General features: G+C 53.6%; 17 protein-coding genes. 8 read left to right on the top strand and 9 right to left on the bottom strand.

Translation table 11 applies throughout. The annotated features are described in order from the left end of the window. Window positions 1-26: 26 nt before the first annotated feature. The gene (locus tag DFR30_RS07245) at window positions 27-704 is read right to left on the bottom strand and encodes an XrtA/PEP-CTERM system exopolysaccharide export protein (protein ID WP_207891840.1); all 678 of its coding nucleotides are present in this window, start codon (window positions 702-704) and stop codon (window positions 27-29) included. Beyond that, the gene (locus tag DFR30_RS07240; RefSeq protein ID WP_132972018.1) at window positions 685-3195 is read right to left on the bottom strand and encodes an AAA family ATPase; all 2511 of its coding nucleotides are present in this window, start codon (window positions 3193-3195) and stop codon (window positions 685-687) included. The genes DFR30_RS07245 and DFR30_RS07240 overlap by 20 nt, the downstream gene beginning before the upstream one ends. A gap of 497 nt (window positions 3196-3692) precedes the next feature. On the opposite strand from DFR30_RS07240, the gene DFR30_RS07235 reads away from it, so the two are divergent. Together DFR30_RS07235 and DFR30_RS07230 are read left to right on the top strand one after the other, a co-directional pair. Beyond that, window positions 3693-4889, top strand: a complete 1197-nt coding sequence (locus DFR30_RS07235) for a LamG-like jellyroll fold domain-containing protein (protein WP_132972017.1) — start codon at window positions 3693-3695, stop codon at window positions 4887-4889. Window positions 4890-5039: 150 nt separating this feature from the next. Beyond that, a complete protein-coding gene (locus DFR30_RS07230; protein WP_132972016.1) occupies window positions 5040-6032 on the top strand; it encodes a VanZ family protein in 993 nt (330 codons plus the stop codon). Window positions 6033-6052: 20 nt separating this feature from the next. Here the strand turns inward: DFR30_RS07230 and DFR30_RS07225 are convergent, their stop codons facing one another. Genes DFR30_RS07225 through DFR30_RS07215 form a run of 3 tightly spaced genes read right to left on the bottom strand, consistent with a single transcriptional unit; the run spans window position 6053 to window position 11954 of the window. Further along, window positions 6053-6991, bottom strand: coding sequence for a glycosyltransferase (locus DFR30_RS07225; protein ID WP_132972015.1), 939 nt, complete (start codon window positions 6989-6991; stop codon window positions 6053-6055). Window positions 6992-6993: 2 nt separating this feature from the next. Further along, complete coding sequence (locus tag DFR30_RS07220; protein WP_132972014.1) at window positions 6994-8025, bottom strand: glycosyltransferase family 2 protein; 1032 nt, start codon at window positions 8023-8025, stop codon at window positions 6994-6996. A gap of 44 nt (window positions 8026-8069) precedes the next feature. Beyond that, on the bottom strand, window positions 8070-11954 hold the full coding sequence (locus DFR30_RS07215; protein ID WP_132972013.1) for an FG-GAP repeat domain-containing protein: 3885 nt from the start codon (window positions 11952-11954) through the stop codon (window positions 8070-8072). 503 nt (window positions 11955-12457) lie between these two features. Here DFR30_RS07215 and DFR30_RS07210 point away from each other — a divergent pair. Together DFR30_RS07210 and DFR30_RS07205 are read left to right on the top strand one after the other, a co-directional pair. Beyond that, on the top strand, window positions 12458-14158 hold the full coding sequence (locus DFR30_RS07210) for a glycerol-3-phosphate dehydrogenase/oxidase (protein WP_132972012.1): 1701 nt from the start codon (window positions 12458-12460) through the stop codon (window positions 14156-14158). A gap of 67 nt (window positions 14159-14225) precedes the next feature. Further along, window positions 14226-15215 (top strand): NAD-dependent epimerase/dehydratase family protein, encoded by a 990-nt coding sequence (locus DFR30_RS07205; protein ID WP_132972011.1) that lies wholly within the window; start codon window positions 14226-14228, stop codon window positions 15213-15215. A 12-nt stretch (window positions 15216-15227) separates the two neighbouring features. On the opposite strand, the gene DFR30_RS07200 is transcribed toward DFR30_RS07205, so the two are convergent. After that, the gene (locus DFR30_RS07200) at window positions 15228-15962 is read right to left on the bottom strand and encodes a class I SAM-dependent methyltransferase (protein WP_132972010.1); all 735 of its coding nucleotides are present in this window, start codon (window positions 15960-15962) and stop codon (window positions 15228-15230) included. 205 nt (window positions 15963-16167) lie between these two features. On the opposite strand from DFR30_RS07200, the gene DFR30_RS07195 reads away from it, so the two are divergent. Genes DFR30_RS07195 through asnB form a run of 3 tightly spaced genes read left to right on the top strand, consistent with a single transcriptional unit; the run spans window position 16168 to window position 20119 of the window. Then, entirely contained in the window at window positions 16168-17328 is a 1161-nt protein-coding gene (locus DFR30_RS07195; protein ID WP_165869129.1) for a glycosyltransferase family 4 protein, read from the top strand. Window positions 17329-17354: 26 nt separating this feature from the next. Then, entirely contained in the window at window positions 17355-18104 is a 750-nt protein-coding gene (locus tag DFR30_RS07190) for an acyltransferase (protein WP_243640696.1), read from the top strand. A gap of 50 nt (window positions 18105-18154) precedes the next feature. Next, on the top strand, window positions 18155-20119 hold the full coding sequence (gene asnB, locus DFR30_RS07185) for an asparagine synthase (glutamine-hydrolyzing) (RefSeq protein WP_132972008.1): 1965 nt from the start codon (window positions 18155-18157) through the stop codon (window positions 20117-20119). 6 nt (window positions 20120-20125) lie between these two features. On the opposite strand, the gene DFR30_RS07180 is transcribed toward asnB, so the two are convergent. Continuing rightward, window positions 20126-21589 carry an oligosaccharide flippase family protein gene (locus DFR30_RS07180; protein WP_132972007.1) on the bottom strand — a complete coding sequence of 488 codons (1464 nt, stop codon included), beginning with the start codon at window positions 21587-21589 and terminating at the stop codon, window positions 20126-20128. A 168-nt stretch (window positions 21590-21757) separates the two neighbouring features. Here DFR30_RS07180 and DFR30_RS07175 point away from each other — a divergent pair, with 168 nt between their 5' ends. Then, the gene (locus DFR30_RS07175; protein WP_132972006.1) at window positions 21758-23281 is read left to right on the top strand and encodes a GMC oxidoreductase; all 1524 of its coding nucleotides are present in this window, start codon (window positions 21758-21760) and stop codon (window positions 23279-23281) included. Here DFR30_RS07175 and DFR30_RS07170 read toward each other — a convergent pair. Both DFR30_RS07170 and DFR30_RS14300 read right to left on the bottom strand, forming a co-directional pair. Continuing rightward, on the bottom strand, window positions 23250-24251 hold the full coding sequence (locus DFR30_RS07170; RefSeq protein ID WP_165869128.1) for a DUF4185 domain-containing protein: 1002 nt from the start codon (window positions 24249-24251) through the stop codon (window positions 23250-23252). The two genes, DFR30_RS07175 and DFR30_RS07170, sit on opposite strands and share 32 nt — an antisense overlap. A gap of 243 nt (window positions 24252-24494) precedes the next feature. Further along, the coding region (locus tag DFR30_RS14300; protein WP_207891839.1) for a dockerin type I repeat-containing protein at window positions 24495-24839 on the bottom strand (345 nt) is incomplete at its 5' end.

The raw sequence follows: 24839 nt of genomic DNA, 5'->3' as shown, positions 1-24839 counted from the left end.
AAATTATTTTCGGTTGTTCAGACAGCTCAGAAAAAGCGCTCAGGTACTGTAATAATATCGCCAGGCATCAGTAATATATTCGTTTTCATATCACCTTTTTCCATAATATCCTTGACGCGTATATCAAACGTTTGCGTTCCTTGCTCTGTCTTGCGGTGCAGTTTGGTGCCATTGGCGTTTGCATAAAGGTCAAGACCACCGGCTTCCAGAATGGCATCGAGCACAGTCATCCCCTGCTGGTACTCTATGGACACATCTTTCTCGACGGAACCGGTTACCCGGATACGCGAGAGGAACTCCTGCCCCTTGATGCTCGTCAGCATGACAGTGACATTCGGGTATTTCACATAAGCCTTTAATTTGGCAGTAATGTCCTCAGCCAGCTGCTTTGGTTCTTTTCCGGCTGCCATAACTTCGCCGATCAGCGGCATCGCTATTTTTCCGTCTGGCCGAACGGGCGTTTCGATTGAAAGCTCGGGATTTTCCCAAACATTAACCGATACCTTGTCACCTACACCCATTTGGTAGGATCCGATCAGAACACTCGGTCCTGGCCCCTTTCCCGACGCTGATTCACTTGGAAGATTTGGCGTGCCGGATGTACCTGCACAGCCAGTCATCGCCACGATCAACAAACATAAAAGTGTCTCAAGGAAATGTCTCATTAATTTAAATACCCCGGTTTCACAGTTGACGATACTCACGTTTCGTACCTTTTTCGTCCTGGCACAGTATCCGGGATAACTGCGTCAACTGGCAAGTCATACTATGCTCTGAAACCTGCTCACGATCATTACCAGAACCCGTGTTATTTGGAGAATCTGCCTCTACAAGCCTTACCAGGGTCCGGTATGAAAGCTGGAACTCTCCTGTTGCAGTAAAATCCTGAAGCGTTGCCTCGACTTTATACGTCGCCAAACCGTACCTGGTACTTACGCTTTGAGGAATACTGAAACAGGTAATGCTCTCCCCTTTCTGCTGGCATTGGGTAATTTCAGAAGGAAGCAGCGTTGCAGGTTTGTTCTGGCTGGTCCAGTAGCCTGCCAGCAGCATGGACTGGATGCGACCCGGTGCGGGTATTGATGAGACGGGTTTACGCTGTGGAGCCGTGGCAGGCACAGGCGGGACTACTTTTGTATTTTGATCGGGCAATCTCGCACTTAATGGTTGGATTTTCTTCGCCGGTTGCTTCAGTGCAGGAATGCCAGGCTTGACAGCAACAGTTGGCTGAGCACCTGATACGGGTGCACGTTTACTGTTTTTTTTAACGGCGGTCTTTCGTTCTGATAAACGCTGATTCAACCGTTCTTCCGCTTCAGCACGCAGGCGTGCTCGTTGTGCTTCAATTGAAGACGTCGAAGCTGTCACACCTTCTTCCCTTGTGTCATCTTTCTTATCAATCGCGGCGGCAGTGGTAGCGGGCGCAGTCAATGTCTCAGGAGATGCTACGTCCACCGTCACTTGCCTGGCTGGTGAGCGTATCCCGACGGAGGCAGTATCGCTTTCTGTGGTCAGAGGAACCTTTGAATCGAAAGGCGTGGAGCTCCTGATGACAGGCTCAATCTCAGGCTCTGTGGCCACAGGGACCTCTGAATCTGGAGGGAGGGTGCTCTTTGTGTCAGGTTCTACCTCAGACTGAGGGCGCTCAGGCACAGAGTCAACCATAACCGGTTGTTCAGGGACACCGGCCTCTTGTGTTGGACCACTTTCCCTTGAAGACTCATCCAAACTTTCAGTGAACTGTGTATCTCTCTGAACAGTGCCTTTTTGTTCAACGACAATCTTTTCATCAATGGCCGCAGTCGTTCGTACGGCATTGTCTGTCCTGAAATCGAACATCGCGATAAGACCCACCACCAGCAGGGCAAGAATGACTACTGCGGTAATTGCAGATTTCTGCCAGTGGCTTTGTTTGCTTGTACGCGTGCGTGGTATATGGCGAGCTTCAACAGCCATCAGGTTTTCAACAGGCGCAGGCTCTACTGTGCCGACGGGGGGCGTTGTATTCTCCACAGGTGTGTTTGTGGCCTGTACTGTGGCCTCATTCGATGGCTCAGGTTGCTCGATCGATGCCTCGAGATTCTCAATATCTTCGCAACTGTCCCTGAGCTCCTGTTTGAGCTCCTCAATCTCGGTCCACGTATCCTTTGCCTCGCTTGTCCCGGTACCGGCCTCTTGCAGATCAGCATCTTCCTCCACTTTTTCTGAACGCTGCTCAGCCGAACGGGTCTGAGCGACTGACCTGGGTCTATCGGGCGAACTTGTTTTGCGCGGCAAACTGTGGACAAATGCTGTTGTAAACCCTTCGTCCTGCGCACCGATGCGAGAGACTGCCGCGGCAGCACTGCTCCCCTGCACGGCCATGGATGACATTAAATGTTCCTGCTGCAAATCCCCGATCACGCTCTTTGCATCAGCGCCAACCAATTCGTGTTTCTTTTCCATGGCGCCAAAGAGAAATAGACGGCTGCAGATTAAATTGATCTTGCGCGGAATGCCTCCACTGAAATTGTGGATCAGCATGAGCGCTTCCGCGTCAATTTTAGGATCGCCCTTCCAGCCCACCCGATTCAGCCGGTGCTCCACATAATCCACGGTCTCATCCGGGTTTAGTGGATACAGGTGCGAGGCTGCCACGATGCGCTGACGCAAGTGGTCCATGTCCGGTCTATCCAGAAGGTCTCGCAGGGTTTCCTGCCCAACCAGGAACACCTGTAGTAACAGTCGATTATTGAATTGAAGGTTGGCCAGCAGGCGTAATTCCTCCAACGCACTCTGGGACAGCCCCTGAGCTTCGTCAACGATGAGAACTGCACGCCGTCCTTTCTTGCCCTGCTGCTTAAGAAACTCTTCCAGTTCGAGCAGAATAGCGGCTTTATCGACTGCTCTCAGCGGTAACCCGAATGAGGAGGCCACCATATGCAACAGGTCTCGAGCCTCCAGCTGCGTACTGTTCAGCGTGGCGACCTGGATTTGTGTTTTATCGAGCTTGGCAAGAATCTCGCTAATCAGGGTGGTCTTGCCGGTTCCTGCACCGCCGGTAATGACAATAAATCCCTCACCCCGATGTAGCGCATACTCCAGGTAGGATCTCGATTTAACATAGCTGTCATGATCCAGAACAAAACGGTGGTCCGGGCTCAACCTGAACGGATCAGCAGTCAGCTTGTAGAAAGTTTCATATAAGTCGAGCATGCAATATTACGACTCCTGCGACGTGTCAAAGCGGCAGCCGTCTGTCCCCCTGCATCTAAAGATTCCTGGCATGGCACTATGCAATATCAATGCCTCAATAAAGTCACAATCCACACCAATATTTTAGCGTAAAACCCTTAAAAATCATCATAAATTCACAATAAAGGCGAGCAATAAATACTCCGGCTGCTTGTGTACCTTTAACCTGGCTTTCATTTTCGCACTGCTTTGTAGTCGTTCTGAGACGTAAAGAATTTATTATATATCAATTGCTTATCGATATCCACTTATCCCCTTGTTGTCATATTGCAGCATAAACCCGGTGTAATAAAAGCATCACTTGCCTGGGTTTCTCTCGGATTCTGAATAATTCATAGCAAAATCATTGAGTAGCAAACACTGGCACGCCAATTGCCATAAGGCTGGTGAGATAGAAAATTTTAAGCCTTTACGGGCTTCCAGGTAATACAAACACAACGCAGCCAGGGTTTTTGTTTATGAGTTTGTCGCATCATTCAGTATTTTCGACCAAATCTGTTTTCGCCGTATTTTTCCTGTGCGCATCCATTACTTCGCAAGTCGGGGCCGCTTCCAGCGCACCGCTTGTGCTCTACAACTTCAACGAGGGGAGTGGCTCTCAGGTATTTGACGTCAGCGGCAACGGCACTCCCTTAAATCTGAGTATTGATAAAACAGCCAACACCCGTTGGCTTCTGGGGGGAGGACTGGCTATCGATAGTCCCACGCTGGTCAGGTCGACAGGTTCGGCGCGTAAAATTACAGATGCAATAAAAATCAGCGGCGCTTTTACGATTGAAGCATGGGTTAAACCTGCCAGCGAAATACCAGATCACCCTGCTCGCATGATCACCCTGTCCAGTGATGCACGTAACCGCAACGTGTCGCTCGGACAAGGCAGGACTACGTATCATACCCGCCTGCGCACAACCAGAACCAATGCCAATGGCGCACCGTCACTGTCCAGCATGAAAAAATCTTTTGATGCCGGCCTGGCGCATGTGGTTTACACCCGTAACCGAAAGGGTCTGATCCAGCTCTACGTAAATGGTATTTTACAAGCAGAAAAACGCGATCAAGGAAGACTGGATAGCTGGGACCAGAACTACAGCCTTGCCCTGGCTAATGAGATAACAGGGAGTCGGCCGTGGTTGGGAGATTATTACCAGGTCGCGATGTACAGCCAGGCGCTAAGCCCGTCAGAGATTAATCAAAGCTTCACGTCCGGGCCTGTTAGCAGCGAAAACACAACACCTTCAGACGCCACCAATACAACAACTACCACCAGCAGCAGCAACAGCAGCAACAGCAGCAGCAGCAGCAACAGCAGCAACAGCAGCAACAGCAGCAACAGCAGCAACAGCAGCAACAGCAGCAACAGCAGTTCCACGGCAACCCCGCCGGCGACAACCGGATCGGTGTCTCTGAGCTGGAACGCCCCCGTGTCGCGAACTAACGGGGAGGCGCTGGCGATGAGCGAAATTGCTGGATACACCATCTACTACAGCAACACCACGACCAACTACAACCGCTCCATGACCATTAATGATGCTTTTAACATGTCAGCCACACTTACAGGACTACCACCAGGAAGCTATTATTTCGTTGTGACAGCACGCGATACAGCTGGCAGAGAAAGCAGCTACTCAAGTGTTGCCACCAGGCTGGTGAATTAACGACCTGAAATCCATAACGGGCTCGGGGTCAGAACCGATTAAAGCGCAATGACTTTAATGCAAACATGAAGGAACGACTGTCCTGCTGACTAAAGGCTTGAATTACGGCACCATACAGGTGACGTAATTCAAGCCTATCGGGGCAACTTCATGGCAGTATTGAATCAACTGAAAGGTGGCCGCCGCTGGCTGGTGATGGTGGCGGTCTCTCTTTTGTATTGGGCTTTTGGCTTCTATCCCTATCAGTTGCCCCCCTATCACAACGGTGCCGTACACACGGCGAACAACACGCTACGTTTCGATGCCCCGGGTATTGCATACACCCGTGAACCACCTGCCTGGCTACCGACCGTCATTGGGTCGTCCTTGTTACGGGTAATACTGGAAGTACGCTCCGAAACCCACCAGAAGCATCGTTGGGCGCGCATCTTAAACCTGTCACGGGACTCACATCACACAAATCTTTCCATTGGCCAGAATGGCAGCGACCTGGTCGTGAACGTACTCAGCACTGAAGCCCGTCATGCCGGCAAAATCAGAACCGTGATCAAGGAAGTCTTTGCGCAACCGGGCTGGCACCGCATCGAATTAAATATCTTGCCGCGCCTCCTGACCGTTACGGCAGATGGACGCGAGGTCTTGCATCAGCGCCTGGCGATCGACCCGTTGTCAAAGTGGTCGCCCGACTATCGGTTGGCATTCGGTAACGAATTCGGCTTCAAGCGACCCTGGCTCGGTGAAATACGCAAGGCAATCATATTCGTCCCGGGCGAACGCTACGACTACACACTGCCGGATGTACTGGAAATCCCGGCCAGTTACCGGCTACCGCTCGCAAACCGCTACGTTCGTTGGATCCCGTTCACCGATTACCGCAATGGCATCTCAACAGTGGCCGACAACATGCTGAACCTGTTCGGCTTTATTCCCTTTGGCATAATCCTGGCCATGACGCTGCACAAGCCCCGTTCTGTGTGGGCACTTGGTGCAATATGTGGTGCAATGAGCTTAAGTATCGAGGCTGGACAACTGTTTCTTGCGCCGCGCACGCCATCCATGGAAGACCTTCTTCTTAATACGCTGGGTGGTGCGCTGGGCGCCTGGCTGGGACTAAAACTCCGGGCTCGGAGTAGTCACGGCTAACGGGTATGGCTTTTGTCCTGTCAGCCTACTATCTCTTCGACCGTGTATTCCTTCATATCGCGGGCATGAGTGAAGATGATCAACTCGCCAATCAGACCCAGCGCAAGGATTTGCACGCCCAGTACCACCAGCAACGAGCTCAGCAACAGGGCCGGACGTTCCGCCAGCGGCACACCCATAAACAGACGATCGAAAAGCAGGTAAGCCAGAAATGCGGCACCAATCGAGAGCGTTATGGTGCCGACCATGCCAAAGAAACGCAGCGGTTTCTTGGTGAACCTGACAAGGAAGAATATCGTGAAGATATCCAGCAACCTGTGTAGATACTCCCGCACACGGTAGTGCCCGTGGAATTGGTCCCTGGACGACTGCGATACCTGAACTTCGTGCACTTTAAAACCAACACGGCTTGCCAGGACCGGCAAAAACCGGTGCTGGTCGCCATATATCGTTACTTCCTGTGCGATCTGTCGTTTGAACGCCCGCACCCCACAGCCCAGATCATTGTAAGATGCGCCAGTAAATGATTTAAGAATTTTATGGAACAACTTGCGTCGAATCATCTCGAATCTTGAACCAGCGCGTGGCCAGCGATAGCTGATAACCATGTCGCAGTGCTCGAGTTCCGTAATCAGCCTGGGGATTTCCGATGGTTCAACCTGATAGTACGCGGGCAGCGTGAGGATAATGTCGCCGACAGCATGATCAAAGCCGGCTGAAAGCGCAGTGGCTTCGCCGAATGACTTGGACAACTTGACGATCTTTAGGCGATCGCCCTGTTGCTGTAATTCTTTCAGCTGTTCCAGCAGTTCCGGGTACTCTCCATCGAGAACGAAGATGAACTCGAAGGATCGCCCCAGTTCGCTTAACCCTTGCTTGTAGTCTTCATACAGTTCCCGTATATCATCGTAGCGATCTGTTACGGGAATAACCGCTGAAATTTCTGTTTTATCGCTCATGGTCAATCCAATTGTTCCGTTTGCTGAACATTATTATGGTTCGCGGATACGCTGCCTTCCTTGCGCGTCAGAAACCGCGCAGTAAGAGAAGAAAGCTGTCCCAGCTTCAGATCACCCGTCTTGTAAATCAGTTCACCAACGGCCCCACCCATCAGTAGAAAAAACGCCAACGCCCCGAACAAGACACCCGTGCCGGCGATCGGAACCGAGAAGCGGCCGACATCAGAGAACAATCCAAAAAGACTGGTCAGCAACAATGTCACACTCAGCAATGCGGCTGGAATCGCAAGAATCGCAAACCATAACAAGGGTCTCGATGCAAACGAGACGATCGTTTTTATGGTCAGCAGATCCAGCAGAACCTTGTAGATCCTCGACAGACCGTACTTGGACTCACCGAATTTGCGTGCATGATGCCTGACCTTGATTTCAGCTATCCGCGCACCGGTCAGTGAGGTCATCGCCGGAATGAATCGATGCATCTCCGAATATAGCGGTACACCCTTGATGACATTCGCGCGAAACGCCTTGAGCGAACAGCCATTATCCTTGATCGGCACGCCGGTCACTTTCCCGATTAGCCAATTGGCAATCTGCGACGGAATTTTGCGCGTAATGAGCTTGTCCTGCCGGTTAAAACGCCATCCAACCACGATATCGTAGCCTTCATCCATCTTCTCCAGAAAGAGAGGTATATCGCCCGGATCGTTCTGGAGATCGCCGTCCATCGTAATGAGAACACGCCCTCTCGCATGATCGATCCCTGCAGCCATCGCAGGCGTCTGACCATAATTTTTTCGGAATTTTATAACTCGCAGGTGTGGATCTCGCTCGCTTAAATCACGAGCCATGGCAAAGGTTGAATCCTTGCTACCGTCATCCACGAAGACGATCTCATACTCCAGCCCAAGCCCCCCCACACTCTTGACGATTGATTCGTACAGCGGAACCAGGCTTTCTTCTTCGTTGTATAACGGAACGATAACAGAGATATCGAGGGTAGTTTTATCGCTCTCGCCTGGTTGCATAGCCATGTCTCAAAATCGGGGCGGCCACGAGGGCCGCCCAAATCTGTTTATCACGCCACGTTTCGCATGTGCTTACGGCGGCGCAGATACCACAGCGAGAACAAGGTCAGCAGCGGCAGCATCGGATCGAACCCGGTACGACCCGGAACAGCGCTGAGACTACAACCACCGCCGCCACCGCCGCCAGAAGGCACCGGCACCGCCACACCAACCGGGTCGCGTATGATACCCGCTGTGTTATCGAGGTCGAACACCGCGTCGTTGTCGGTCAGTGTCAAGGTGATGGTGTTGGCGACACGATCGATGACCGCCGCAGTGGCACCCAGGGTCTGCCACTGATTGCTGACATTCAGCTTGCGTACTACGGCATTATCCGGGATCACGGTACCGGCAGGTAGCGTGAGTGTGACTGTTGCGGTACCGCCAGGAGCAGCAACGTTGAAGTCATACACGCCGAACGGGTACGTGAACGCGTTGTCAGCCACCGCAAGGTTGCTCTCTGCGTACAGCGGCAGCCCGGTCGTGCCGTTATTGTTCGCCGTAATCGAAGCTCCGTTGCCTGACAGCGTTACCTGCTGGCCTGACAGATCCGGCAGTGATAGCGTCAAGGCCGTTGGTGCCGGCACGACAAACTCCAGCGTGTTGGGATCCGCAGCAGCAAACTCCAGCGCATCGATGACGCCATCACTGTCCGTGTCGAGCGGATTGGCAGGATCGCCGCCAACTTCGACAGCGTCACTGGTTCCGTCACTATCAGTGTCAGTCAGCTGTGGGTCCAGCCCGATTGCCGTAGCGCCGGCATCAGAGATGCCATCGCCATTGCTGTCGGCTTCTACCGTCACAGCAATGTCCTGTGCATCAGTCAGCGTACCGGCTCCATCATCGCTTGCGGTAACCTGTACATCATAGACATTGTCAGCACCGCTATCTGTTGGCACGTCGAAATCTGGTGCTGACGCAAAGGTCAACACACCACTGCCGCCGTTGATGCTGAAAGCAGCCGCATCAGCTCCACCGCTGATACTGTATGTCAACGTCTGTCCTGCATCGACATCACTCGCCACCACGGTGGTTACCGCTGTCGTACCTTCGACAACCGACACAGAAGCCGTGGCGCCGCCGCCGTCACTGGTGATCACCGGGGCCTCATTCACATCTGCAACCGTAACGGCAATATCCTGCACGTCGGACTGCGGAACAGTACCGTTATCGGTTACCGTGACCTGCACATCGTAGACATTATCAGCACCGGAATCCGCCGGTGCCTCAAAGTCAGGAGCAGATACAAAGGTCAATTCACCGGTACTGCTGTTAATGCTGAATGCGGCAGCATCAGCACCACCGCTGATACTGAAACTCAGCGTCTGCGGTGGCAAATCCTGGTCGGTCGCGGTTACTGTGGTTACTGCGGTCTGGTTTTCATCCGCACCAACCGTCGCGCTGGCACCGCCACCATTGCTGGTAATGACCGGTAGATCGTTCACGCCACCAACCGTTACGGCAATATCCTGCACATCAGTCAACGCACCAGCACCATTATCGGTTACCGTAACCTGTACGTCGTAGACATTGTTTGCGCCGGAATCCGCCGGTGCTTCAAAGTCAGGTGCTGATACAAAGGTCAATACACCACTGCTGCCGTTGATGGTAAAAGCAGCCGCATCGACACCACCGGTAATGGTGTATGTCAGCGTCTGGCCTGCATCGACATCGGCCGCCACCACAGTCGTGACTGCTGTCGTACCTTCGAATACCGCCACAGTCGCCGTGGCGCCGCCGCCGTCACTGGTGATCACCGGGGCCTCATTCACATCTGCAACCGTAACGGCAATATCCTGCACGTCGGACTGCGGGCCGGTACCGTTATCGGTCACCGTGACCTGCACATCGTAGACATTATCAGTACCGGAATCCGTCGGCGCCTCAAAATCAGGGGCTGATGCAAAGGTCAATTCACCGGTACTGCTGTTTATGCTGAATGCAGCAGCATCAGCACCACCACTGATGCTGAAGCTCAGTGTCTGCGGTGGCAAGTCCTGGTCGGTCGCGGTTACTGTGGTTACAGCGGTCTGGTTCTCATCCGCACCAATCGCCGCGCTGGCACCGCCCCCATTGGATGTAATTGTCGGCGCATCATTGATGTTTACTACCGTTACGGCAATATCCTGGCTGTCGAAACCGCCATTGCCATCTGCTGCCTGCACCTGAACATTGTAGACGTTGTCTGCCCCGACGTCGGACGGTGCTTCGAAGTCCGGGGCGCTGGAGAACGTAAGTACGCCAGTGCTGCCATTGATGCTGAACGCAGCCGCATCGACTCCACCGGTAATGGTGTACGTCGGTGTCTGGCCTGCATCGACATCCGTTGCAACCACCGTCGTCACAGCCGTTTGATTCTCATTCACACTGACAGCTGCGCTGGCACCCCCGCCATCCGAGGTGATCACAGGCGGAGCATCATTTTGCGTAATCTGGATTGTTGCTGCAGCTGATGCACCGGTGCCATCATTAACCGTGAAGGTGAAGGAATCTGGCACATAATTACCGGCAGTCGGCGTATAGGTGTAAGCGCCCGTTGCTTCGTCAGTAATTGTGACCGTTCCGTTTGTTGCCGGGCTCGCCACAACATAGCGCAATAACGCACCGTCCGCGTCGGTACCAACCAGCGTACCGCTCTGGACATTCGTCGTAGGAACATCCGCTGATGCAACCTGAAGGAAGCCGCTATTTGCGACAGGCGCATTGCTGGTTGGCACACTCAGCAGCACATCCACACGGCTTGTATTTCCGTTTGCCACGGCCAGGTCGACCTGATTCACACCATCCAGATCAGCGCTGACAACCGAATTAGGTGCTCCACTGACCGGGTACTCGGCCGCGGTAGAAAACGCCCCGCTGCCATCGCCCAACAAGACAAAGACGGCAGACTTCGGAGATACACCCGTGCTGTCGCTGGCGACAAGAAGGTCGGCATCCGCGTCACCATCGAGATCTGCGACATCCACAGAGTGCGGTCTGCCCCCCAGGGCGCCGCTTGTGAACATGGAGGTGAAGGTACCGTCACCGGCCCCCTTGAATACCCTGACGGTCTGCTCCGGATCTGCGTGGTTGACCAGTGCAATATCAGGAAAACTGTCCACCCCGGTATCTATAGATCCTATCTGGACAGAAAATGGCTTGTTACCGGCGGCAAAGGGTGAACCCGTGGCATCGGTGAATGCTCCGGTTCCGTCACCCAGGAGCACGTTGACTGAATTCCCATCCAGATTTGCCACGACGATGTCCGTCAATGCGTCGGTAGTCGTATCAACGCTGCCCGCCGCAATGGAGATCGGTTTGAGCCCCACTGCAATTGTAGCTCCGGTGGTGAAGGTGCCATCGCCCACGCCGAGCAGTATCTGAACATTATTGGTGACGTCGTTAGCGATTGCGATGTCGGCAAAGGCGTCGGTGCCGCTATTGAGCTGTGCAATGACCGCGGCAGACGGTTCGGCTCCTGCCCCGGCCAGCGCTTCGATATCAATTGGAGAGCCGGTAGCCTCCGTAAATGCACCGGCACCATCGTTAAGAAATACGGTAATACTTCCGGTTCCAGGGGTGTCGGTGTTGGTAACGACCAGATCATTGTCTGTGTCGCCGTCCAGATCTCCTATTGAGACTGTCCGGGGCTGGGTGCCAACGGTGTAGTTAACCCTGGAAAAGCCACCAGTGCCGTCACCTAGCAGGACCGATATCGTTCCTCCGTTTGCATTGACGGACACGAGATCGATATTGCCATCGGCATTGAGTTGACCTTCGGCGATGAACTCAGGGCCGCCACCGGCCAGCTCGGCACTGGGTGGTGCATAACTCACGGCAGCCTGTATGCTGCCTATGTGCATCACTGAAAAAAGTACACCCAGAGTCACGTTTACCGCAGTATTTTTCACAACCATAGTCTCACCCTAGTTACGCCCTGGTTCCGGGCACCGCTGAAATCCGTTTAAGTGTTATCTGTACGCTCACGAACCTTCATTTTTCGCAGCGCATTGTAATGCATTATCAGTGCGATAAACAGTCTTGAATTGATCGATACACGATAGTGTTACGCACATCCTGAAGTATATCGACCACCGTCCCGGAAACTTTTGCTCCCAACCACCGGGCCGGACGCCACAGGAGATGCCGAGGCAGGCCAGGAGATGAAGACCCGTGGCTGACCGGACGCGGGAAAGCCGGCAACTGCACCCTGCATTGACCCGATGACTGACGCCCCCAATGCCCGTATCATACCGACCCGAAATACAGGAAAACCCTCCCCCGGCACTGGCACGAATCATGCTCGGTTGAAGCCGTGCGGTCGCGCCGCACCACTCTGGGGCGCTCCAGTTTTGTCGCACCCTGCGAGCCTGAATACGCATTACGCAGGAAATGGAAACTCAATGAACACAGGTGAGGAATGAAGAGAAAGCTCAACGAACTGGAAGACACCGAATTCGACATCGTCATCATCGGTGGCGGTATATTCGGGGCATGCGCGGCATGGGATGCCACCTTGAGGGGATTGCGCGTTGCACTCATCGAGCGCGGCGATTTCTGCGGCGGAACATCGGCGAACTCATTTAAAATGATCCATGGGGGCGTTCGCTACCTGCAGCATGCCGATATTTATCGACTGAGATATTCGTGTAAGGAGCGCAGTGCGTTGCTACGCATCGCGCCGCACCTGGTACAACCGCTCCCCATTGTCATACCAACCTATGGTCACGGGGCATCCGGCAAGGCGTTTCTGGGTGCCGGTCTGTATCTCTACGACCTGCTGACGCTGGGCCGAAATCGTGGCATTAGTGATAATGAGCGCAAGATTCCCGTAACACGGTTTCTTGGTCGCAAGGAAATACTTGAGCTGTTCCCCGACCTCAAACAGAAAGGGCTCACAGGCGGCGCCATGTTCAGTGATGGACAAATGTACAACCCGACACGCCTGGTGCTGGCCTTTATTCAATCTGCGGTCGCATCAGGAGCCAGCGCATTCAACTACCTCGAAGCCGTGGGTTTGATGCGTGACGGCGACCGCGTTACCGGCGTGCAGGCACGCGACGTTCTGACAGGTGACCTGTTGTCCATTCGTGCAAAGGTTGTGCTGAACACCGCTGGCCCCTGGGCAGAACACTTCCTGGGTAATTCAACGGGTGTCCCGTTGAAAGCTAAAGGTACATACTCCCGGGACGCATGCTTTGTCATCAACAAACGTTTGCCGGGGAAACAAGCAGTGGCGGTTCTCGGTCGCACGCGCGACCCGGATGCCGTGCTGAGCCGGCCGGCACGTCATTTGTTTCTCGTACCATGGCGCAATTTCACTCTCGTCGGGGTCTGGCATGTAGTCTGGGATCGCAGCCCGGACGAAGTCACCGTAACCGCCGATGACCTGGAATCCTTCATTGATGAAATCAACTGGGCCTATCCATCACTTGATCTGACGCTGAAGGATGTCCGGATGTGGAATGCCGGCCTGGTACCATTTGGTATCAATGAACCGGGGGCCACCAACCTGAGCTACGGGAAGCGATCTAATCTGATTGATCACCGGAAAACAGACAATGTAGATGGCCTGGTCACACTGATCGGAATCCGGTACACCACTGCACGCGCGGATTCTGCCAAGGCAATCGACATCGCTGTTGCCAAGCTTGGTGCACAAAAACCCCGCCCCGACTCTTCCGCCATACCGATCATGGGTGGTGATATTCCCGATTTCGAGGATTTCGTACAAAGGTCTTACGAAAAACAACGCCTTGGCATCGACATTAGTGTGATGCGCGCACTGGCACATAATTACGGCACGTGCGTGGACCAGGTACTTGCCTATGCGGAAAAGGATCCTGACCTCGCGCAAACACTGGGGGACACCACGGTCATCAAGGCCGAAGTGCTCAACGCCATAGAGCACGAAATGGCCGTTACACTTGCCGATGTAGTGTTTCGACGCACCGATCTCGCCACCGCTGGCAATCCTGGCGACGAGACCTTGCGCGAGTGCGCCAGCCTTGCCGCCCGTGAACTGGGCTGGACGGACGACCAGACGGAAACCCGGTTGCAGGAAGTCTATAAGCGCTTCCCTTCGTTCGTGACTGACACCGCTGAAAACAAATCAGCATGACAACCGTTTAAATCGCGGGTTTTCTGATAACACCGAAAGAAATTACAAGAAAATTGAGGACTGCAATATGAAAGTATTTATTACTGGCGGCACCGGCTTTATCGGATCGAGGCTGGCGATTGCAAGTCGAGAGAAAGGCTACGAGGTGGAACTGCTTGGCCAGACCAACACCCAGGCCGAGCTTGAGAACCACCAGTTACTGGAAAAACACGGTATCAGGACAACACTGGGGTCGATACTCGAAAAGGACAAGCTTAATGAGCTGGCACGGGGCTGCGACATTGTGTTTCACCTTGCCGCGGCACAGCACGAGGCAAATGTCCCGGACGAGCACTTTTACAATGTGAACGTGGAAGGCACCCGTAATATGCTCGACGCCAGCGTGCAGGGTGGCGTCAAACGCTTCGTTCATGGCAGTACCATCGGGGTTTACGGTTCTGCGATGGAGGGCAGCCTTGACGAGAACACACCGCTGCGCCCGAATAATATCTATGGTGTTACGAAACGTGAAGGTGAACAACTCGCGCTTTCCTATAACGAAAAATTACCGGTTTCCGTCGTGCGCATCTCGGAAACATACGGCCCAGGCGACCGACGGCTGCTGAAGCTCTTCAAGGCCATACAGAAGAACGTATTCTTCGTTATCGGGAAAGGTGACAACAAGCACCAGCTGATATACGTCGATGACCTGATTGACGGTATGTATCTTGCCGCAACCGAATCGAAGGCGGTCGGGGAGGTATTTGTGCTTGCCGGCGAGGAAATACTTACCACGCGGGAAATGGTCGATACTGTTGCCGAATGCCTGGGAACGCGTGTCCCGGGTATACATGCACCGATGCTGCCCTTTCTGACAGCTGCCGTGGTGTTCGAAAAGACCCTGGGGCCACTGGGTATCCAGCCACCGCTGCACCGGCGCCGGCTGGATTTCTTCCGCAAGAGCTTTTACTTTTCCCGGGAGAAAGCCGCCTCGGTCCTTGGCTTCAGCCCCAGGACCGACTTCCGGCACGGCGTTGCCCGGACCGCTGACTGGTACCGGGAAAATGGCCTGCTCTGAATAATGGAGGGTTCAACCGCGCCCTTTCTGACAGACCGCCCCGATCTTCTTGGTAAAGAGCTTGTTGGTCTTTCCGTACATGATGAAACTCACACGGAAGAACAACGTATAAAGGGCCGACATCGCTATCAGCGCATAATTGAGCGGGTTGGTCCAGAAGACATAAAGGCTTAGCGGATATACCCTGATATCCTGGAAGTTCGAGTATTCGAGCATCTGACCGAACGTGTACTCGGTAAACGTGTTGTAGTGGTCGAAATTCTGCGCCAGGGCTTCAGAACCAGTGATCGGATTAGCCCCATTCAGCCCGTGTGTCACGAGCCTTCCGCCCTTGCGGAGACTGTTCCAGCATAAACCCAGAAAATCCAGTATCTCCTGCTTGGTCAGGTGATTGAGTTCCTGCTCACAGAAAATCGCGTCGAAGGCCTCGCCATTCTCTTGCAGAAACTCAAAGGCCCGGGCAGTCTCGCAGTTCAGGCCATGCCTGGTAGCGTGCTCGATTTTTTCCTGGAACGAATCGATTCCCAGCACATTGGTATAGCCTTCCCTGTTCAGCATATTGACAAAATATCCCGGCCCACAGCTGATAACCAGAATACGTGCATTCCGGTCTTCCGGCATGTGTTTCAGGTAATTGTGTTTATAGAACTTGTAGAAGCTCCCGTATCCCTTTTCGATGTCGTGAGGCCCTTCCCAAAACGAATCGAACGGCTCCATTTTTGCGGTTAATTCTTCTGATGAAATCATGTGTTGCAACTCCAGTGTTATTAACAGCCGGTTTTTCCCGGATTGCCTGCATCCTGTCCGTCAATCTACCGGCTTTCGTTATTCCGGCGCAATTATACTGTATTCTTGCTACAAATTGATCCAGACACGCCGTTATCTGATTGCCTCATCTGGCATAATAGTAAATAATGAAATATACCAACATAAACCATGTAAATTCTCCCAAATGAACATACTGTTCTGCAACTACGAATACCCCCCGCTGGGCGGAGGTGGGGGAGTGATCAATGCCCTGCTCGCCGAGGAACTCGCAACGCGTCACGAGGTGACCGTTTTGACATCCCAGGGACTGGGCTTACCCGCCGAGTCTGTGGTCAACGGTGTTCGCGTCGTCCGCGCCCCGGTTTTCTTTCGCAGCCAGCAAGCGGCGGCGAATGTACCATCGATGCTGGCATTTCTTCCGATGGGAATTGCTGCCGGGAAGCGCCTCATCAAGGCTAACCGGTATGATGTCATCAACACCCACTTCGTATTACCGACCGGCCCGGTCGGGGCCGCGCTGGCCAGATTCGGAAAGTTACCACACGTCCTGTCCGTTCACGGTGGTGACCTCTACGACCCCAGCAAGTGGATATCCCCCCATCGGCATTTCGTGCTGCGCACATGGATCAAACGACTGTTACGGCAAGCTGACAGTCTTGTCGGACAATCCCGCAATACGATCGACAATGTACACACCTATTATGACGCTTCACTTGACGTTGCACGAATTCCCCTTGGAATAAAGCGCCCCGCCGTTGATGCTGCCAGGCGTGCGGATTACGGTTTTACCGACGACCAGGTTCTCCTGGTTACGGTTGGCCGACTGGTTGCCCGCAAGGCCATGGACCAGCTCATTTCGGTTCTCAAAGACACCGACAGACCGGATGCACATCTTGTGATCATTGGCAGCGGACCACAAGAACAAGCGCTACAGCAGCAATCCCGTGAACTGGGGGTAGCCGATCGGGTGCACTTCATGGGGCAAACCGATGAACGTGACAAGTTTCGTCTCTTGCAGGTAAGTGATATTTTCGTATCGACCAGCCAGCATGAAGGGTTCGGACTGGTTTACCTCGAAGCGATGGCGTCCGGCTTGCCGGTCGTATGTTACGATTATGGTGGCCAAACCGACTTCCTGACAGACGGTGTTACGGGCCATGTTGTGCCGCTCAACGATACTGCTTTATTCACCGAATGCTGTCGCAAGCTGATTTCAGACCGTGAAGCAAGCCAGAAAATCAGCGACAGGAACCTTGAGCTGGTAGAAGATTTATATATTGAAAATTGCGCCAGACAATACGAGCAACTCTTCGAAGACCTGATCAAAAAACAACAGGTGCAGTGAACCCATGAAGACTCTGGAAAACTGAAATGAGCAACGAAATCGAAAAGGGGCATCTTTTCCGCGACAAGCTGGCTGAGGCACAGACTTCGCCCTTCCGTACGTACATGGACCTCACCGTTGGCAGTGACGCGAGTTTTGCACACTTCGCACTTTACGAGTTCCTGACCATGTTTCTTGGTCCGATGCCGGGGGGGCTTGGTTTCCTGCTACGGAAAAAACTCTACCGCCGCCTGTTCCGGCACTGTGGCCGCAGCCTGATTCTTGGACGCAATGTAGTGATTCGCCACGGCAAGCACATCGAGCTCATGGACGGAGTAACCATAGATGATAATTCGCTGATTGATGCACGCGGCGCCGGTGATGACGGCGTGGTACTTGATGACGGCGTCATCATCAACCGAAATTGTATGGTGCAGGCCAAATCCGGACCGATACATTTCGGACCTCGAACGTCCATTGGCAGCAACTCCGTGATTATATCGACTGCCGGAGTAGAATTGGGTGAAGCGGTCCTTTGTGCCGGCGGCTGCTATATCAGCGCGGGCGCCTACCACATGGAGAGCAAAGATGCTGCGATCATGGACCAGGGCGCTTACTCGAAAGGTCCAATCAGGATTGGTGATCGTGTATGGATAGGCACCGGCGCGATCATTCTTGATGGCGTAACGATTGGCCCTGGCGCAGTTATTGGCGCTGGTGCGGTGGTCACGAAAGACATACCCGAAAATGCTATTGCCGCCGGAGTTCCCGCCAGGGTGATCCGCACTCGCGACTGATGTGGTATCTGTCAGTATAATCTATCGCAACAACCCGGAGCCCTCCCACCATGTGCGGAATTGCAGGTATTGTCAGCCCACAACAAAATGAACCGCACGCCATCAAGCGCATGCTTGATGCGCTCAGATACCGCGGTCCTGACGACGAAGGGACATATTTCGGGCAGGGTGCCGTTCTCGGCCAGCGCAGACTCTCGATCATAGATCTGGAAGGTGGTCACCAACCTATTCCCAACGAAGACAAGTCCATATGGATCGTCTGCAATGGTGAGATATACAACTATCGTGAGATACGCGAGGAATTGATTGGCAAGGGCCATACCTTCTCGACAAAAAGTGACAGCGAAGTTGTTCTTCATTTGTACGAAGAAATGGGCGAGCGTTGTGTAGACAAGTTGCGGGGTATGTTCGCGTTCGCGATATGGGACGAAAAACGTCAGCGTCTGTTTGCAGCGCGTGATCGACTGGGACAGAAGCCCTTCTATTACGTACACCGGGGCAACGAGTTCTTTTTTGCCTCGGAAATAAAGGGACTGCTTGCATTTGACCCGGCGCTGGCAGAGCTGGACCCGGAAGCGCTGGATCAATACCTCAGCTTGCGCATCATTGCCTCGCCGCGCAGCATGTTCCGAAATATAAAAAAGCTGCCCCCCGCGCATAGACTCACATTCGACAGCAGCAACGGGTTAAGCATATCGGAATACTGGACACTGCACTACGAGCCCAAGCTGCAGGGTAGTGATGAGGATCTTGTCGACCAGATGGAAGAGAAGATCATCGAGTCGATCCGGCTTCATATGGTCAGTGACGTACCGGTGGGGGCGTTCGTGAGTGGCGGTCTTGATTCCACGCTGGTTGTTGCCATGCTGATGAAGCATGTCGCGAGTGAACCGATCCAGACCTTCACAATCGGCCTTCCCTACAGTCAGTTCGACGAATCACCTTATGCGCGTATGGTGGCAGAGCAATATGGAACAAAACACCATGAGAAGATTGTCACCCCGTCGCTGCTCGATACACTGCCCACCCTGGTTTCGCACCTGGATGAACCATCTGACCCGCTTTCAATCTGCACCTACCTGATCGCCAAAATGGCGCGCGAGCACGTCAAAGTAGTACTTGGCGGTGATGGTGGCGATGAACTGTTCGGTGGCTACGATCGTTACTATGGCAACCGCTACGCCAGTTATTACGCCATGTTGCCCGCTTTCATACGCGACTACCTGATCGGGCCTGCACTGAAACTTGTACCCGATGGCGGCTGGTACAAGAGCAAATCACACCAGGTCAAGTGGCTCCACAAACTTTCCTATATGGGTGGCAGTGAACGCTACGCACGCAGCCTGAGTTACTTTTATTTCGGGCCGGAGTGGAAAGACTCGCTGTATGGACCGGCCATGGACACCGTCAGAAATACTTTCGACCCCGAGAGCTCTATCCGTGACATGTTTGACGGTGCTCATGCACATGACATCGTTGACCGCATGCTCTGCGCGGACAGCTTCGTGCGACTGCCCGATCATCCCGTCATGATTCTGGATCGGATGACCATGGCCAATTCCCTGGAAGCGCGCGCCCCTCTGATGGACCATGTGGTTGCCGAATTTGCCGCACGCCTGCCGGCCCGAATGAAGGTGCGCGGCCGCTCTCTGCGCTACATTCAATACAAACTTGCCGAACGTTACCTGCCACGCGATGTCATCGACCGACCCAAACAGGGTTTCTCATCCGCACTTCCCTACATGTTGCGTGACGAGTATCGGCTGCTTTTCAAACTGTTTTTACGTGACTCGGAACTGGCGCGCGACGGGTACCTCCAGCAGCCGGCAATCGACAAACTCCTGGGTGAACATGAAACCGGCCGCGTCGACCACGGCAACCGCCTCTGGCTGCTGCTGAACAGCGAGACGTGGTATCGAATGTTCATCAAGGGGAACTCGACAGATGAACTGTATGCGCATATTTCCGCACATACAGGCGCTTCAGCGGAAACACTGAATGCGGCTTCGATGTGAGGCAAATCAGGATAAGCGCGCCCGAAGATGCAGGAAAAGCTGTTTGAACAGCAACAACTCATCATCGGAAAATGCCCTGAATAACAACAGAAAGGCCACATAAGCACCCGCCGTTACCGGCAGCACAATTGCCAGCCCCTGGTCGATAAGTACAACGGCGACCAGGCCGGCAGACAACGCGCAAAGAAAAGGTTTCCAGGCAGCCTGTACAAGATTGATTCTTGCTATATGTCTTCCTACATATCCTGCATTCAGCGTTAACAGGAATGCACTCGCAAGGACGACGGCCACGGCTACACCAAGCATCCCCCATGTCTTGCCAAGCACTATAGTCAAAGCGACACTCACGATCAGGCCAAACGTTGAATACCAGACCATTGTGCGTTCGTTATCACTGGCAATCATTTTCTGCTTCATCACAGAATCCGCCGCGAAAAACACCTGTGACCAGATCACAATCTGCAGGACCGGCACCGATGCTTCATACCCTGGCCCGAATAACAGCAGAATTATCTTGTCAGCGGAAACCGTAACAACGAATGCAAACGGAAATATCAGTACCAGCAGCATCTTGAGAACCTTGTGTGCCATGAGCGCTGACTTTTCCCTGTCCTTGCTGTAGCTTCTCGCGAATACCGGCAACAAAGTTAACATCATAATGGGGATGATCGTCGAGGTAGCCTGGGTAATCTGCATCGCAGCATTGAACTGACCAACCGCCGCCAGCGTAATCAGTAACGGTAATATAATGATATTGAGGCGTTGCAGGCCCTCGGTCAGGAATCTCTGCAGAGCAAACGGTATGGCCACCAGGAAAGTCGACCGGCACAGGGAAAAGTCTGGCCGCCACACGCGCTTCACCTTCTCCTGGTCCGCGCACCGCAGAATGTACCTGGCCAGAATCACCAGCGATACAACGTGGAACACAGTGCGACTCAGGAAAGCCGACCAGACTCCGGCACCGGATTCCAGGAGCAGCCACAGAAGCAGGAGTCCGGATACAAGACCGACGAACGTGGCCGTAGTCTGGTACTGCATACGCTCCACACCCTGCAATACCGCCTGCGCAATAAATTTTAATCCTGCAAAAGGCAGCGTAGCCGCAACGACATACACCGCAAGCTCTGCGTCGGCCCGGGGACCGGTTACATACACATAGAGAACAAGTCCGGCACTGAACAAAACAGAGGCCAGCAACGTGGTAGCGCTCGCGTTGACCCAGTGGACGAGCATCTGCGAACGATCACGCGCAATTGCGCGAACGATCACTTCCTGGTGACCTACCGGGGTCATAACCTCAAGTAGCAGTGCAACTGCCAGAACAACGGCATAAACACCCAGGGATGTGGCTCCCAGGTATCGCGCCACCAGAATGGTGACAATAAGCCCGCCACCTTTCGCCAGGATCGAGGCGGCGAACATCGCAGCTGAATTCATCAGGATTCTGACAGTACCGTCTATGCTTTTCATCTTGTGCGACAACCTGCCTTCAGCGCTATGGGTTGATATCCGATTTGGACGCGGAGTGCCCCGCCCGGCAGGGTAGCACCAAATTCCCAAGGTGATATGATGCGTAAGAAATACTGACGAAACAAGCTTCGGCGTACGATCATATCACTGTATGGAAATTTTCGAATTATGGCTGACAACACTGTAAAAATTGACGCTCTGGACACCACTGAACCTTTCGACGTCTGCATCATAGGCTCGGGGCCTACAGGCACCATAATCGGCAAAACGCTCGTGGAAAACGGTATCCGTACCGTGATTCTTGAAGCGGGATCGTCCATGTTCAACTGGCTGACGGACTCACAGATCAAACAGTACGCGGACTTCGAATCGACGGGTAACACCAATTACCCCGAGAAGCACACCAAAGCATCTTTATTGGGCGGGACAGCCAATTTCTGGACCGGACGCTGCGAACGCTTGCACCCCTCGGACATGGAACCTCATGCCTACACGCCGCCCGAGAATCCCTGGCCGATCACCTATGACGACCTGGACCCCTATTACGAGAAGGCCGAGCGCATCATGCGCGTTCGGGGAAACAGTCAGCGCTCGAAATATTCGCCACCCCGCAAAACACCGCTGCCATTACCACAGACCAAGGATATTTCATTTCTCACCGAGTTACTCGACAGTATCGGCGTGGAAGTCGACGACTCCCCTACCGCCATCCCGCAAAAATCAATCCGCTTCTTCAAGGTGCAGAAGGAAATCCTTCCCGGCTTTGCGGCGTCACCAAACCTGACGCTGGTGACAGGCGCGATCGTCAGGCGTCTTGTTTCAAATGCCGATAAAAACATCGTCGGAGCGGAAGTCCAGTCCTTCGAGGGAGAAAAGAAAGTTGTACGTGCACGCATCTATGTCCTTGCTGCGGGAGGGATTGGCGCACCCCGCCTCCTGCTGATGTCGAAATCCGAGCACCATCCCGAGGGGATCGGAAATACCTACGATCGCGTCGGTCGCGGGTTCAACGAACACCCCGCGGTGAATTTCTATGCACAAATTCCGCACCAGCGGAAAACAATCTACCCACTGAGCAAAATTGCCCGCACCCACCAGTTCTACAGCACCTACAGGGAAGAGGGCCTGGGCAGCATTATGCCGGTTTTCCGTCAATCCTGGATTCTGCCGCACCACAACATGCCGCTGAAGATCTCGAAGATTCCACACAATATGCTGGCGATTGCGCAACGCCTGTTGCATGCCACCCTGTACATGGGCGTGGTCATCGAAATGAAGATCTCGGACAGCAACCGCGTGACACTTTCGACGAAGAAAAAAGATCCTTTCGGCGACCCGCTGGCGCGCGTACACATGGACTATGCAGACGAGGACATTGCCCTGCTAGAACGCAGTCGTGAGCTGGTAAGGGATTTGTACGCAAAAGTAGGTGCCGGCAATATCTATGAAGACCAGATCACCTTTTCACGACATCTGCAAGGAACCTGCAGGATGGGCACCGACCCGAAAACGAGTGTCGTGGATCCCGATCTGCGTGCGCACGAATCGCCAAACCTGTATATCAGCGGTTCAGAGGCATTTGTCACAGGTGGCGCAATGCAGCCGACACTTACGATTGCAGCGCTTGCATCACGACTGTCCGAGCACCTGGTGACAAGGTTCAAGGAGGGTTCTGTCCCTCCTGCAGGCTGATGTCACGGTTCGATACATTAAACCGGCCTTCCACGGTATTCCAGGAGTCATTGGCGTCCCGACCCGTGAACAACAGCGTAAAATGCTCACCCCCGGCACGGGTCCACTTGCTGGAGAAATTCCAGAAGAAGGTATTGGCCTGCACGTGAGGGCTGCCAAATCCCGTCTGAAAAAGCACGGTTGACCAGGGCCCCCAGGGTTCCGGGGCTTCGTATATACCGATATTCCCCCTGGAGCGATGGCTGTGCTCGGTAACCAGCAGGTATCTGCCAAGCCCACGATTGTAAATTGCACTGGTGCGCATAACACCATTGATCTCATCGACGAAAACAGGCTTTCGATGCTCGACCCGGGCTGTCCAGCCAGGTGTGCCGTCGGGCTCTGTGCCCGCATAGAACGCGTAGGCCTTGCGGTCGAATAGCCGATCCCCCGGAACCCTGATCAATACGATTTCGCCTGGCTTGTGAACCGCCCATTTATCCGTCTTCAGATTAGGGGCGAAAATATACACATAACCGTCGCGTGCACCGGCGTTGTCCTTGCCAAATTGCAGAAATGTCGGGACAAAAAAACCGTCTTCTCTTGTGAACTGCCAATCCGCGCCAACCCATGTTCTGCCGTGGTCAGTCGATTTATACAGCCGCTGGAAATCATAGGCCGTGGAATTGGAACCCGCCCCGCTTCTCCAGAGATAGAGTGTGTGATCGACTGAAATAATGCCGTAGGATTTTCCCGTAAACTGTGCCTCACGTTCGGCGCCCACACCACCCCATACGTTATACCCGCGATAGACATCGGCCGGGCCTTCGATACGGGCAATACCGAGGCTGACACGACCTTTGCGGTTGCTACCTCCAAACCCCCCGCCATCACCCCAGCTTGTATACTGATTGTCGTCGTCGGCCCAGGTGATTGGCCAATTGTCACTGCCATCTGCGAAGCGCAAGTGAGTGGACCAATCGAAGGACACACTATTGATCAGGGTGCTCTGCGGGTAAGGCGGACGGGCATCTGAGGGTAATGCGCCTGGAGATGTATCACCACACGCAACCAAAGCCACACAGACCACGAGTACAGGAAGCCTGTGGACAGCACCCGAACAACCGGGCGGCCCGGAAACCCCTGAACACCAATGCGATATCACCCATTTAAACGCAGTCGTCAAAATTGTCCCAGCTCCTTTTAGTGCGCGTCAAATTTTCGCTAGCACCAATCAGAAATCTATTATCCCGAGCGCTTTCCTCTGGATAAGCAGCAAGTCAGCAACATTAACTGTATTGTCGGGCGAAGGCACACCACCAATCAGCGGCGCAACATCACCGCGCTCAAATTCGACTGCTGTCGGAATGTATTGTCCAAATATAATGCGTTGAGCCAACAAGACATCTGCAGCATTTACCTGTCCATCACCGTTAATGTCACCATCTGCGATAACCGGTGCCGCAACTGTTATGACCACTATCGCACTGTTATTGGTGGTATTCGTGTCGGCCTGATCCGAGGCTGTAATGCTCGCCGTGTTACTGATCGTACTGCCGCCCGTCCCCGCATCCACCGT

The sequence above is a fragment of the Thiogranum longum genome (assembly GCF_004339085.1).
GTDB lineage: Bacteria > Pseudomonadota > Gammaproteobacteria > DSM-19610 > DSM-19610 > Thiogranum > Thiogranum longum.
The sequence above is the reverse complement of the archived record's forward strand: the minus strand, read 5'-3'. Positions and strand labels throughout refer to the sequence as shown.